General features: G+C 47.4%; 9 protein-coding genes and 1 CRISPR repeat array. Of the genes, 4 read left to right on the plus strand and 5 right to left on the minus strand.

Annotated elements, in window-relative coordinates; genetic code table 11:
- Window positions 1-107: 107 nt before the first annotated feature.
- Window positions 108-559: direct repeats of the CRISPR family, unit length 35 nt; unit sequence GTCGCAGACAGCGTTGCCGTTAAGGCAGTTGAAAC.
- Window positions 560-664: 105 nt separating this feature from the next.
- On the minus strand, window positions 665-3,112 hold the full coding sequence (locus VRK_RS16990) for a hypothetical protein (RefSeq protein ID WP_059122475.1): 2,448 nt from the start codon (window positions 3,110-3,112) through the stop codon (window positions 665-667).
- A gap of 340 nt (window positions 3,113-3,452) precedes the next feature.
- Between VRK_RS16990 and VRK_RS17000 the strand changes: the two genes are divergently transcribed.
- Complete coding sequence (locus VRK_RS17000) at window positions 3,453-3,950, plus strand: hypothetical protein (protein ID WP_157371946.1); 498 nt, start codon at window positions 3,453-3,455, stop codon at window positions 3,948-3,950.
- Between the two features lie 89 nt (window positions 3,951-4,039).
- Window positions 4,040-5,014 (plus strand): zinc transporter ZntB, encoded by a 975-nt coding sequence (locus tag VRK_RS17005; RefSeq protein ID WP_059122478.1) that lies wholly within the window; start codon window positions 4,040-4,042, stop codon window positions 5,012-5,014.
- Window positions 5,015-5,208: 194 nt separating this feature from the next.
- Here the strand turns inward: VRK_RS17005 and xylA are convergent, their stop codons facing one another.
- Window positions 5,209-6,528, minus strand: coding sequence for a xylose isomerase (xylA, locus tag VRK_RS17010; RefSeq protein WP_059122479.1), 1,320 nt, complete (start codon window positions 6,526-6,528; stop codon window positions 5,209-5,211).
- Window positions 6,529-6,863: 335 nt separating this feature from the next.
- Here xylA and VRK_RS17015 point away from each other — a divergent pair, with 335 nt between their 5' ends.
- Window positions 6,864-8,267 (plus strand): sugar porter family MFS transporter, encoded by a 1,404-nt coding sequence (locus tag VRK_RS17015; RefSeq protein ID WP_059122480.1) that lies wholly within the window; start codon window positions 6,864-6,866, stop codon window positions 8,265-8,267.
- 141 nt (window positions 8,268-8,408) lie between these two features.
- Here VRK_RS17015 and VRK_RS17020 read toward each other — a convergent pair whose 3' ends face one another.
- The gene (locus VRK_RS17020) at window positions 8,409-9,668 is read right to left on the minus strand and encodes a XylR family transcriptional regulator (RefSeq protein WP_059122481.1); all 1,260 of its coding nucleotides are present in this window, start codon (window positions 9,666-9,668) and stop codon (window positions 8,409-8,411) included.
- A 276-nt stretch (window positions 9,669-9,944) separates the two neighbouring features.
- Here VRK_RS17020 and xylB point away from each other — a divergent pair, with 276 nt between their 5' ends.
- A complete protein-coding gene (gene xylB / locus VRK_RS17025; protein ID WP_059122482.1) occupies window positions 9,945-11,399 on the plus strand; it encodes a xylulokinase in 1,455 nt (484 codons plus the stop codon).
- A 218-nt stretch (window positions 11,400-11,617) separates the two neighbouring features.
- On the opposite strand, the gene VRK_RS17030 is transcribed toward xylB, so the two are convergent.
- Both VRK_RS17030 and VRK_RS17035 read right to left on the minus strand, forming a co-directional pair.
- Window positions 11,618-13,015 carry a peptide MFS transporter gene (locus tag VRK_RS17030; RefSeq protein ID WP_059122483.1) on the minus strand — a complete coding sequence of 466 codons (1,398 nt, stop codon included), beginning with the start codon at window positions 13,013-13,015 and terminating at the stop codon, window positions 11,618-11,620.
- Window positions 13,016-13,341: 326 nt separating this feature from the next.
- Window positions 13,342-14,532, minus strand: a complete 1,191-nt coding sequence (locus VRK_RS17035; protein WP_059122484.1) for a cellulase family glycosylhydrolase — start codon at window positions 14,530-14,532, stop codon at window positions 13,342-13,344.
- Window positions 14,533-14,575: the final 43 nt, after the last annotated feature.

Raw genomic sequence — 14,575 nt, forward strand, 5'->3', positions numbered from 1 at the left:
AATATGGATGGATTTAAGGTAAAATGAGTGTAATTTTGCTGTTTGTCACAGAGGTTCGCCGATCCGGGTTGATCAGCCCAGATTTTTCGGGCATTGTAGAAGGTGCTGTCGCAGACAGCGTTGCCGTTAAGGCAGTTGAAACATCTAGATCAGACATAGTCCGATCAATCATTTTCTGTCGCAGACAGCGTTGCCGTTAAGGCAGTTGAAACGAAGCACGTCCGGATTTGTTGTGTAGAATACTGCCGTCGCAGACAGCATTGCCGTTAAGGCAGTTGAAACACTTACCAAACCGCGTTTCCACGCGAGACTGGTGTCGCAGACAGCGTTGCCGTTAAGGCAGTTGAAACAAATCTCCTCCATCCCTAAAAGGGGTACGCTGGTCGTCGCAGACAGCGTTGCCGTTAAGGCAGTTGAAACCTTGGGAGGGCCATCAGCAAAATGTTTTTTCTCAGTCGCAGACAGCGTTGCCGTTAAGACAGTTGAAACATTATAATAACCGAACTCTACATTCTTGTAGATTCGTCGCAGACAGCATTGCCGTTAAGGCAGTTGAAACTGCTCGGATGTTACTTTTTGATTATCCGGTTTGCGTCGCAGACAGCATTGCCGTGAGATGATTGAATCAATAAAGCCCTGCCGTGGAAGCAGGGCTTTATTTTTATCAAGGCGTCGGGGATTGCTCTGAGGCGGGCTGGTGGTTGGCTTTGCTTGGGACGACATTAACACTGACATCGGCACTCGGTTTGAGAGCTTTCGCAGCCGGTGGTGAAAGTGGCTGCTGCGGGGCCGGACCGGGTTGTTGTTGAGCCTTCCGGGGCGCTTTTTGTGGTGAGAAGAGCAGGGCGATCATCACCACAATGGCGCAAATCAGCACGGTCGCAATGGTTTTAAAACTCTTGTCATAACCGTTTTGAATCTTCTGCATGATCTGATGATGTTTCAACTGGATGCCGGCACTGTACAGCATAAAGCAGAGCAGCGTTGTCAGAATAAAAGGAATATGCCAGTCGAAAGAGATAAAGCTGAGCGGCCGGGCACCAATTTCGGCAAAATTCGTCCCGAACACGCCAGTCAGAAAAATGAGCGAAGTCCCGAACACAACCATCGTTTTCAGGCGCTCTCTGTGTCTGAGTTCCAATTGCCGATACTTGCTTTCAAGCAGGGCATTGGTATCGGTGACATCTCTGTCCAGATGGTCGAGCAGGTCGAGGATCGCAAAAACGTGTCGCCATGCTTCATAGATCTGATCGTGAGTATCGAGCGTGCTGACACTGGTAAAGGTGTAATTCACTCTGAAATGAATTAAAAAATTATGGATTTTACGGTGCCTTTCCACCTCGGCTTCAGAAGTCGTCAGTGTCAGGGGCAGCTTGTATTTTTGGTCAATCCCCAAAAGAAAAACATACTGAAGATAAGTGGCGATTAAGATGCCTAAGTAGACCGTTTTCCCATGCCCGCTAATAAACTGGTGGTGAACGTCTCTTGCGCCGTGAATCCGGGTATTACCATTAATAATGGTGCAGCCGCCCTGTCTGGAAGTGCAGGTTTCAATATCCGGATCGCCCCTGAATTCGTAGCGCGTGTGCGCGTTATCGATATACTCCTGATTATGCAGACCCGCCAACTGTTTCATCAACCGCTGCAAATATGGATTTTCATGGGCGCTTTTGCTCAACAGAGATGTCGTGCCTGTATTGATCTGAGTATAAACCAGCGGATGGGTAAAGTAGCGGATGTTCATTTTCGTGCTGAACATCTCCGTTTTATCCTGAGGTGTTTGTTGAGGTTCTTCCGGCGGCAGAAACAGTTTTATCAGCTGATCGAACCTGAGTTTGTCGAGAGTGATACCGGCGACAGTCGTTCCCTCTAAACCACGTACATCATCTGGTGTTAAAGACAGGCCTATCCGTTCGACAGCCTGCCGGTTGTTGATGTGGGTTTCGATCTCTTTCTGGTGATGATGCGGTTCCGGCACATTGTGTCTGGCAATAATATCCGCAGCACTTTTTAATTGGATCTGCTTGATGATCAACAGCTCAACGGGCGCGCTGTCAGTGTAGTGGCTTAACTGATAATTGATTTCCCGGATATCTTCTGCGGTGATACTGAGGCTGGCTTCAAAGCTATAGCCTTGTTCAGCGATTCTTTTGACTATATCCAGTTGCAGATATTCAAGTTCTGCGACGATAAAATTGACCCCGCATTCATGCCGGTATTGATACAGTTGCTTCATTGCAATACGGGCGAACAGTTCATGAACGTCAGTACCGACCGGGGGCGGTTGGTTATCCAGCGTGATGACATAAGGGTGTTCTTCCCCGGTCGTGGCTTGCTTGGCAATCACGGTGGTTGCGTCGGCTTTTGCATGGCAATCGACCGGGGTCTCTCCTTCATAGGGAAAGAAGTTCCGGGGCTTTTTGAGCCTCACCCAAATAGTGTTGGTTGCACCGTGATGCTGATTTTGATCGGATGAAACCAATGTGCGGATATGTTCGTTTAACTTGTAGATCCGAAAACCTTCTGGTGCGATGGTGTCGTCCTTGTCTTTCTGGAAACCATTGAGCAGATCCTTCGCGCCTTTATGGAAATAACGCTCGCTATTATGGATAACCGCTTTTTCCCATACCGGTGTGTCGTGATTGAGTGATGAACGGGCTTTCCCTCCGGTCAGGCGATTGATGTGTTTGAACAGGTGACTCTCTTTTACCGGAAATTCGGTCGGCTCTTCGTCTTCATGACTAAAATATTGTTCAATGTTTTCCAGATCCGGCACATCAGCAAGGATAAAGTAAGATCGGTGCCGTCCCTTATCCTTACCTGAACCCGAACCATCGGCCTGACAGACAGGAATGTGAAATTTTCTGGGTCTGGTCAGTTTTGCCGATGCACGATTAAATTCGTCATCCTTGCTCAGTCGTGAATGCAAAAAAGCATCCGGCGTTTCCCCCTGATCACAATATTGCGCCACAATCTGAGACGTATCCAAATCTCTGTCCAGCGTTTTATATACGGCTTCAATATATCTCTGTATTGCAGCTTCATGAATGCGCTGCACCGTAACATTTTGGGTATTTGAATGGGGTGTTTCTGTCTGATTTGAATGATCCATATGCTCTAACCATAAGTGATGATATTTGCATCATAATCCATCTCACTCATATCGTCAGGGTGAGATTGCATATTGTCATCTCAACGTGCGCAATTTTAGTCAGAAGTCAGGTAAAACAAGAGGCGTTGTGATACCGATGCCGGGAAAAGTGTTTGGAATCGGGTATCACAACATGGGGAACGGGCAAGCCGGTTTGATTCTTTGTATCGCTCATCAAATTGAGGAAATTCCAAATGTTTGAAGATGGAAGTAAAAATCGTTTGAATATAACGCTTCACAGCGTCTTCCGCCGGTTCGGATTATCACGCTGCGAACTAATCGGACCACCTAATGTCTGTAAATGGAGACGCAGACCGCGAGACAACGCGAAAAGAAGCAGGAGCCTGAAAGTATGCGAGGGTTGAGCACTATCATTCTGATTGCCGTCGGGTGTTTGATTGGTTATTTCACACCACAGTCGTTTGGGAAACATCACCATAGCCGCACCAATATGCAGGTCATTTCGGAAACCATTGCCCCGGGTGTGGTGTTAACGGGTTACCGGGAACCTGAAGAAAATGAGCAACCAAGTCCCCAAGGCTACCACTATCTTTATTATCTGCATTCCCCCGGGGAAGCGTTGAGCGACCCGTTTCTGATTACCGATACCCCAGTGTTTAACATGCGTAAACTGAGTCCGCATCATTTGAGTATTCGCATCACCGGACATGTCCTGCATTATCAAAGTCTGTCGCAGATTGAATGGCATGACCATCTGACGACCATTGCCGTTGATCTGACGGCTCACTCTGGGGGAGTGCCTCATGAGACTCGTTCATCAGCCACACGCAGTGGCTGATGATAATCGAAACGTAACCGGCTCAGTTCCTTTATGTTTATCTGAAAAAATCTGCTAATTTAAACAAGATAACGATTCCCGGAGGCAGCATGAGTCAAAGTGCGTTTATAGCAGCTTTATTATTTGATGGGCAAGGTGGTGCGGTTGAGCTGGATCTGGAACAGGTCAATGCCTGGCAACCTGAACAGGGCATTCTATGGGTACATATTGATTGTGCCAATGAACAAGGCTGTCACTGGTTGTCGCATCAAAGTGGCGTCGGGGAACTGGTTGCCGATGCCTTGCTGAGTAATGATACGCGTCCGCGGGTGAGTCACGTCAATGAACAATCATTGATCTTTTTGCGCGGCGTGAACCTGAGTGAGGGGGCAAGCCCCGAAGATATGGTTTCGGTGCGGATTGTGATTGATGCGCAGCGGATTATTTCTACCCGGCGGCGGAAATTGTTGTCGGTCAGTGATTTAATTCAGTCTCTTCATCAGGGTGAAGGGCCGATCAACCCCTCGGATTTTTTAGTGAGATTGTGTCATTACCTGACATTGCGGATTGATGCGGTGACAGCCACATTCGAAGACCGGATCGCGCAGATTGAGGAAAATGTGCTTGAGGAGCAGGATCCTGCCGGGCAACGTAAAGAACTGATGGAAATCCGCCGTCAGACGATTCATCTGCGACGTTATCTGGCACCTCAGCGTGAGGCGATGTTAAAAATGATGGCTGAACGTAAGGCATGGTTACTGGCGGATGATCGGCTCTATTTACAGGAGAGCACTGATCGGTTGATTCGTTCCGTCGAAGAGCTGGATGCGGTTCGCGAGCGTGCGGTGGTGACTCAGGAAGAGTTGGTCAGTCAGGTCAATGATCAGATGAACCAGCGGATGTATGTGATGTCTTTGATCGCGGCACTGTTTTTACCGCTGGGATTTTTGACCGGGCTGTTGGGGGTTAATATCGGCGGGATCCCGGGCACGGACAATCCCGGCGCATTCCTGTGGTTTTCTGCCATGTTGGTTGTGGTGATGATCGCCATCTTAGGATTTTTTAAGTTTAAACGCTGGTTTTAGCATCTCGTCGTGCCAAGGCGCTGAGTGAAGGGCTTTAGCGGCTAACAACCGAATCGTGATAAAACGGCTCAGCACAATGCACGCTGAGCCGTTTTGATATGAAGACGGCATCGAAATACCGTCTGTCAGGGGGTAAGGAGCATGAGTCCAATCTGGCACTCGTGATGGGATTATCGAACGCCAATCATGACGCATTACCGATAAATAAACCGGTTGACCAGATTTTCCAGATATTCTTGTTGGCCGGATACTTTTTGTGGCGCGATATCATTGTCTACAGCGAACTGTGCCAGTGATGTCAGTGAATGTTCTCCGGACAGAATGTCACGACCCAGTGACTGACTCCAGTCAGCATAACGCTGGGCGATATGTTTGGCGAGTTGGTCATTTTCGATCATGCTTGCCGCCCGTTCGAGGGCTAATGCCATGACGTCCATACCGCCGATATGACCGTGGAACAGATCTTCGGCATCAATGGATGGACGACGCAGTTTGGCATCAAAGTTCAATCCGCCGGTTGTGAACCCACCTGTTTTGAGAATTTCGTACATGATCAGGGTATTTTCTTCAACACTGTTCGGGAACTGGTCGGTATCCCAGCCAAGTTGTGCATCACCGCGGTTGGTATCAATGGAGCCGAAAATGCCCAGTGCAGTTGCCGTGGCGACTTCATGATGGAAGCTGTGCCCGGCCAGTGTGGCATGGTTGGCTTCAATGTTGACTTTCACTTCATCTTCAAGCCCGAACTGTTTTAAGAAGCCATAAACCGTTGCGCAGTCATAGTCGTACTGGTGTTTGGTTGGTTCTTGTGGTTTAGGTTCGATCAGGATGGTGCCTTTAAAGCCGATTTTGTGTTTGTGTTCGACAACCATTTGCATCAGGCGGCCCAGTTGTTTGCGTTCCTGACGCAAATCGGTGTTCAGCAAAGTTTCATAACCTTCCCGACCGCCCCATAATACATAGTTTTCACCACCGAGCTTTTGCGTTGCACCCATCGCGTGGAAAATCTGAGTGGCCGCATAAGCAAATACTTTCGGATCTGGGTTCGTGGCAGCGCCAGCCATATAACGTGGGTGAGAGAATGCATTGGCGGTGCCCCATAACAGTTTGACGCCAGTGTCCTGTTGTTTTTGTCCTAATACATCAACCATTTCTGCGAAATTATTGACATATTCTTTAATAGAGTTGCCTTCTGGCGCGACGTCGGCATCGTGGAAACAGTAGTAAGAGACGCCGAGTTTAGTAAAGAATTCAAATGCAAGATCGGCTTTTAAGCGAGCCAGTTCCATGGCACTACCGCCATGATGCCATGGACGATCAAACGTGGCTGCACCAAACACATCAGCGCCCGGCCAGACGAAGTTGTGCCAGTAGCAGGCTGAGAAACGCAAGTGGTCTTTCATTGATTTGCCAAGAATCATACGGTCCGCATCATAATGATGGAATGCCAAGGGATTGGTTGATTCTGTCCCTTCAAATTGAATGGGTTCAATGTGTTTAAAAAATTCAGTCATGATGGTTTTCCTGTATTAGTGGATAAATGCAGAGCGAATAAACTCAATTGCTATTCATCATGAAGGGATTGTTGAGTTTGCGGCAATTGTGATTTTTCTTATCGCTATTATTCATTTTTTTAAATTTGAACTGCGTTGTTTTTTTTAAATATGAGCTTATCTATATGATCACATAAATAAAAAATCATAACTCCGTTGAATCATTCCATAATATGCAAACCTGAATCGTTTGACTTTATATATAGCCAGACAACGCCAAGATGAGGCGAAATCTACATCTTGAAATTGTTGGATAGATAGAAAGATACCCTACAAATATAAAAGAGGTCATTCAGATGAAAACAGGTACAAATGTTATTCATTTAACGCTGGTTGTGGCGTTAGGTGGATTGTTATTTGGTTACGATACCGCGGTCATTTCCGGTGCGGTCGAAGCACTGCAAAATTATTTTCAACTTACCGCAACCGAGTTGGGATTTGCTGCATCTTCAGCCTTAATCGGTTGTGTGCTTGGCGCTGCGTTGGCAGGTTATGTCAGTAACCGTCACGGGCGGCGGGGAGCATTAATTATTGCTGCGTTACTCTTTTTGATTTCTGCCATCGGTTCTGCGATACCGCAGCATTACTGGACCTTTGTGATTTATCGGATCATTGGCGGCGTCGGTGTGGGAATTGCGTCGATGGTTTCCCCGATGTATATCGCTGAGGTTGCACCACCCGCACGGCGCGGTGGATTGGTGGCATGGAACCAGTTTGCCATTATTTTCGGGATGTTAGTGGTGTACTTCGTCAATTACGGCATTGCACTAATGGGCAGCGATAACTGGCTCAATGATGTGGGTTGGCGGTATATGTTTGCATCGGAAGTCATTCCTGCAATCTTGTTTTTTGGGCTGCTGTTTACTGTGCCGGAAACACCCCGTTGGCTGGCACTGAAAGGGCGTGATAGCGAAGCGCACGACCTACTGAAAGCAATTAATTCCCATCAGGATGTGGAACCTCAGTGGCAAGAGATTAAGCAATCGTTGATTAAAGTCCATCGTCCGGGCATTGTTGCTGCGGGATATCTGGGCGTGTTAGTGATCGGGATTATGCTGAGCGTGTTGCAACAGGTCACGGGGATTAATGTGTTTCTCTACTATGCGCCCGCAATTCTCAAAGGTTTCAGTGATTCCACGACGGATATCGCACTGCTGCAAACGATTCTGGTTGGTGCCGTCAATTTAAGTTTTACCGTGTTGGCGATTTTTACGGTGGATAAAATCGGTCGTCGTCCGCTGATGATGATTGGTGCCGGTTTGATGGCGATCAGTATGTTAGCTATTGGCACCGCGGCATATCTGAATGCAATCGGTGGTTATCTGTTAGTGTTCATGCTGATGTATATTGCAGCGTTTGCATTGTCACTGGGGCCGGTCACTTGGGTGTTACTGTCTGAAATCTTTCCCAACAGCGTTCGCTCCAGAGCGTTATCGATTGCTGTGTTTGCGCAATGGTTCGCTAATTTTGTGGTGTCTCAGTCCTTCCCGATGATGAATGAAAAAGAGAGCTTGATCTACCAGCAGTTTCATGGCGGTTTTCCGTTCTGGCTCTATGGCATTATGGGGATATTTACCGTTTACTTTATTTATCGGTGGGTTCCGGAGACCAAAGGCAAATCATTGGAACAACTGGAAACCCTTTGGCAGCGTGATTCAACACAAGCCGGTAATCGGATGAAAACGGCTGATTTATCTTGAATGGAAAATGGTAAGTGTACGTTGGTGCCCCGATGATTTGACCAGAAGAAGGTAACGGTTTGATTTCTGATGAAAATCGTTCTGTGCAGTTGCCCACCGGGATTCGGTGGGCCTGCCTATTCAGAGATGCAATCGATTTGGTTATAGCGCATCACGATGACGCCATCGGTCGTGATGCTGTTCGCGAAATTCTTTCGGGGTACATTGCTGATGTTTTTTAAACACGCTGTACATGTATTGCAGTGACGGGTAGCCACATAATTCAGCAATCTCGGCTACCGGTAGTGACGTGGTTGCCAGCAGGTGGCGTGCTTGCCTCAGCTTCGAGTTATGGATTTCCTGATGAATGGAATGTCCGCACTCTTCTTTAAAACGGATTTCCATGTTGGAGCGGGAGATACCGACATAGTCGAGTACCTGTTCGACTTTGATACCTTTGCAGGCGTGATGGCGGATAAAATGCATTGCCTGAATGACATAGGGATCTTTCAGAGCCTGATAGTCGGTACTCTGTCGCGCGTGAACCTGAGTCGGGGGGACCAGCCGACGAGTTTGCCTCAGCGTGTCTAATTGTTCGGTCTCTTGGGGATCGGTGGTCAGCAGACGATGCAGCAGTTTGGCCGCCTGATAACCCATCTCTTTACATCCCTGTTCCACCGAAGATAACGACACACGGCTCAGGTAGCTGGTCAGCTCTTCATTATCAATCCCAATGACGGAAATCTTGTCCGGTACCATCAGCTTCAAATGATCACAAACCTGCAGCAAATGACGTGCCCGGGCATCGGTGACCGCCACAATGCCGACCGGGGTCGGTAGTTGTTGCAACCAGTCAGCGAGACGGTTCATATCGTACTGCCACGTTTGCGGGCTTACCTCATTGCCCCGGTAAACCGAACCGGAGTATCCCTCGCGTTGTAACAGATGAATAAAGGCTTGTTCTCGCTCATGAGACCAGCGTCGCCATGATTCCTGAGGCATCCCGTAGAACGCGAAATTCTCAATCCCTTTGCTTTTCAGATGCTGAAATGCCAGTTCAATCAAGGCCTGATTATCGGTGGCAACATAAGGAACATTCGGATAATCGTCCGGATGTTCATAAGAGCCGCCGATCGCGACGACCGGGATCGTGGTATCTTCAAGCAGGCCCCGGATGTCAGGATTGTCGAAATCAGCAATCACACCGTCGCCTTTCCAAGTATGGAAGTTCTCCAGATGTGTGGTGAATTCCTCTTCAAGATAAATATCCCAGTTGCATTGGGAAGCCTGTAAATATTCTCCGATGCCTTCTATCACTTCTCGGTCATACACTTTATTGGCATTAAATAACAGTGTAATCCGATAACGGTGGTCGATGAACTGACGATATAGGTTGTGAGGGTAAGGTTTCAGAGCAGTCATGGATGGGTTTTTATTCATAAATAATATTAATTATATTTTGTCCATAATTTTTAAGTCTAACAGGCAAGTACCATGTTAAATGTGATCCTTCACTCAGTCGTTAAATCCATGAAGCTATCTATGAAAAATCGTAATTGTGTCGTGAACTGAGAGACTTATGATAATGATTAGATAAATAAAATCATCACGAAGCATAAATATATCCGGATGACCCCGTCACGCAGTGTATTTCCTGAGGTTATCCGAGTCTATTGACTGAAAATAAAAGGGTAGCTTATGTATGTTGGAATCGATTTAGGGACATCCGGCGTCAAGGTCATTGTGCTGGCTGAAAACGGTGACGTGGTGGCGAGTGAGGTTGCGCCACTTGAGATCTCGCGTCCGTTTCCGTTGTGGTCAGAACAGGACCCGCAGCACTGGTGGCAAGCCATGTGTCAAGCCGTTCAGGGGCTGGGAAAGCAGACGGATCTCAGTACGGTGAAAGCCATCGGGTTGTCCGGACAGATGCACGGTGCGGTGTTGCTCGATCAGCAAGGGCAGGTTTTACGTCCGGCCATTTTGTGGAATGACGGACGCTGTCAGGCACAATGCTCCGAACTGGAGCGACGCGTCCCTGACAGTCGCCAGATTACCGGGAATATGATGATGCCGGGCTTTACCGCGCCGAAACTGCTGTGGGTGGCAGAAAATGAGCCGGACATTTTTGCCCGGATAGACAAAGTACTATTGCCGAAAGATTATTTGCGTTACCGGATGACCGGCGTGTATGCGTCGGATATGTCCGATGCTGCCGGAACCATGTGGTTAGATGTCGCTCAGCGCGACTGGAGTGATGAACTGCTTGATGCCACAGGTCTGGAAAGACGTCAGATGCCGGATCTGTACGAAGGGAATGCGATCACCGGCACCTTGAATCGCGAACTTGCCAATGCCTGGGGAATGCCGGAAGTGCCGGTGATTGCCGGTGGCGGTGATAATGCCGCCGGGGCTGTCGGGGTCGGGATTATCGAACCGGGGCAGGCGATGCTCTCTTTAGGAACCTCCGGGGTTTATTTTGCGGTCAGTGATGGTTTTCTTGCCAATCCGGACTCTGCGTTACACAGTTTCTGTCATGCATTACCCGGAACGTGGCATACCATGTCGGTTATTTTGAGCGCGGCATCTTGTTTGTCCTGGGTATGTGAGTTGACCGGATTTACCGATGTGACCGAGATGTTGCATGAGACGAAAAGTCATGCTGATCCTGATTCAGGGGTGGTGTTTCTGCCCTATTTGTCAGGAGAACGGACACCGCACAATGACCCGTATGCGAAAGGTGTTTTCTTCGGTATGACCCATTCGACTTCGAAATTCGAATTGGTTCAGGCGGTATTGGAAGGTGTCGGGTTTGCGTTTGCCGATGGCTTTGATGCACTGCATCAGACTGGTTTATTGCCGGAAGAGGTGGTTCTGATTGGCGGTGGGGCTCGCAGTCAGTATTGGCGTCAGATGTTGGCGGATATTGTCCGCTTACCGTTGGCATATCGTCAGGGCGGTGATGTCGGCCCGGCACTTGGTGCGGCACGACTGGCGATGTTAGCCGTCAGACCCGAAATGACAGCACGGGATATTTGCGCGTCACCGGTCTTGATCGAAAGACATATGCCGGATAGCGAGAAAACGGCACATTACCAACACAAGAGAACGGTTTATCAGCAATTATATCGTCAATTAAAACCACTCTTTGTGTAAGTGAGTAGTGAGTAGTGAGTAGAGTGTATGTGAGTAAAATGTAAGTGAGCCGAGTGTAAATGAGTAAATGTTACTTCGGCAGGTGTCTGGCGGTGATTGGAAAATAATCGCGAGTCATCAAATCAATAAGGAGCCTGAAGGCTCCTTATTTTGATCTGACAAATATGTGTGCCAGCTTAATTCAACTATGTTATGACGTACTTTATTATGACGTACTGTTATGCTGTTTGAGTCACACTGTCTGCTTCTTTCGGTGTTTGGTTCAGGTGAGTAGCTTGTTCCGCACCGTGCATCCACATGACCAGTTTATTCGAAAAGAGTAACAGGATCAGGCCGGAAGCTGTTGCGGTGACGGCAATACCGCCGAAAATCGCTAAGGCACCAAAATCACCGACATGGGCACCGATCAGCCCGGCAATGTAATTGGCAATCGCATTAAATCCGAGCCAGACTCCCATCATCAGTGAAGCCAGACGCAGCGGTGCCAGTTTGGTGGTCATCGATAAACCGATTGGTGAGAGGCATAATTCCCCGATGGTATGAAAGAAGAACGCGCCAACCAGCCAGAACATGGAAGTTTTCACACTCAGATCGCTGCCTTGCTCCAAAACCGCGCCAATCATACACAAGAAACCGATCGCCAGAAAAAATAACCCAAAGGCAAATTTAACCGGTGAATTGGGTTCACGGCTGCCAAGTTTGACCCAGAGCATCGCAATTAGTGGTGCGCAGACAATGATAAAGAATGGATTCAGAGACTGGAACCAAGCTGCGGGTACTTCAAAACTGCCGATCATCCGGTCGGTATATTGTTGGGTATACAGGTTCATCAAGCCACCGGCCTGTTCGAATCCGGCCCAGAAGACAATGACAAACAATCCCATGATGATAATGACCTTCATGCGATCAATTTCTTCTTTGGTTAACGGTTCTTTCTTCACCGATTTCTTCTGCTGTAAATCCCGGGCTGCCGCAGGTTTGAGGCCAATGTCTCCCAACCAGCGCTGAGCAAACAGGATTTGAATCACGAAGCTGATGAGCATACCGATACCTGCTGCAACGAAGCCTGCTTTCCAGCCAAAGTTATTGGTCGCGATACCGGAGATAATCCCCGCCAGGAGTGCACCGATATTGATCCCCATATAAAAGATAGTGAATGCGCCATCGCGACGGTGATCGCCTACTGTATACAGGTCACCGACCATGGTTGAAATATTGGGTTTAAACAGACCATTGCCGATGATCAGTAGCGCCAGACCAAGATAGAAGCTATGCACAGCGTCAAGACCGAATAATTGATGCGGCAGTGCCAGCGTAAATTGACCGATTGCCATCAGAGCACCACCTGCCAAAATAGAGCGGCGTTGACCAAAATAGTTATCAGCCAGCCAGCCACCGATCAGCGGGGTAATATAGACAAGCCCGGTATAGATGCCATAGAGATCCAATGCCTCTTTGGTTGACCAGCCCATGCCACCGTTGAGTGTTGTGTCTGTGAGGTATAAAACCAGAATTGCTCGCATTGCGTAATAGGAAAATCGTTCCCACAGTTCAGTACCGAACAAAAGGAATAGACCACGCGGATGGCCTAAGAATTGCTGATTGTTGTGATTCATATTTGCTTTGTTTAGATTATTTATTAGCTTTTTATTTTACTTTAATGTTACATATTGGGTAAATGATTTGATTTTTAACATTTTTGCAATATATTATAAATATGTATTTTTAAGTTTTTGAAATTAAACAATTTTGTAAATTCAGCCTCAAAGCAGGAGAATCGAGGTGAACTAAGTTTTCATTTATGAAACAATTGCTTGCATCGTTGATACAGAAAAATCAGTAAACATTAAAGATTTGTGACGGTGATTGATATAGAGATAAAAAAGCCAGCACGGAATGCTGGCAAGGTCCCACAAAAGATGAGGATATCAGAGCATATCGATTAATCTGTACAGATACCCGTCAAGCTCCAGGAGTTATCACTACCGGGAGTTGACTTTGTATACCAGTTGGCCTGATAGAGCTTATCCTGATACACCATATAGTCACCGTTATCGCTATGGTCGTAATTTCCGCCTTCCCATGATTTACGAGTCCAGTTCGGGTAGACGTTCACTCCGGTACACTCTTTCTGTGTGCGATTTTCAAGCTTGTATGGCCAGTTTGCGATAATCGATTTTACTTTTTTGCCGGATGGTGTCAGCGTCATGGTATCCGGATAGTAGGTAGACGCGCCTTCATCCTTGTCGTTCAACGCCCAGTTTGCATTACTGAGGTCATGCTCTTTCATGAAATTCACCCAGACGTCTGTTTCTGCTTCATTGACATCACCATCACCGTTGGCATTGATGGTGCCCCATTCGGTGACAAATAGCGCAATACCATTATTCATCGCGGTGATGGCTTTATCTCTGAGAAATTGTCCATGTGTTCCGGCATAAAAGTGCAGCGTGTAGGCGATATTTGTGCCGTTGATCGGGTTCCAGGACGCAGTATCGACGTCTTGTGACCAGCTTGGAGTGCCGACAATAATTAAGTTATCCGGATCGAATTCACGGATTGCAGCAATCACGGTTTCTGCATAGGGTTTGATGATACTATCCCAAGAAATTTGTAGGGGCTCATTGTAGATCTCATAAATGACATTGGGGCTATCACCATATTTCTGTGCCATTTCCCGGAAGAAGCTGACCGCTTCTGCAACATTGTCTTCGGCATGATGAGAATGCCAGTCGATGATGACGTACATATCGTTCGCAATGGCAGCATCTACGACGGTGATAACTTTCGCTTTATTGCCTGCCGGATCATCAAGATAGCCGCCATCTTCCTGAATGCCCATTGATGCTCTGACGAGACTGGCATTCCATTCTTCCCGGAGCATCTTGACAATATCTGCGCGATAGAATTTTTCACCGCCCCATTCATTATTACTCCAGAACAGGCTATTTCCTGAGAAACTTTTGATTTCATCTCCGGCATATATTTTATTGCCGGAAACCGATAAAGGTTCAACAGCATATGCTTGCTGACTTAATCCAATAAATAAGCATCCCAGACAGGAGAGCAATAATTTTTTTGCTGAGGAATTATTTTTCCTCATGGATAGACGTTGCATTGGTAAATATGACATCAGGTCACCTCTAATTAAACATGAATGTACCATTCATTATGAA

It is taken from the genome of Vibrio sp. MEBiC08052, assembly GCF_001506075.1.
Lineage (GTDB): Bacteria > Pseudomonadota > Gammaproteobacteria > Enterobacterales > Vibrionaceae > Vibrio.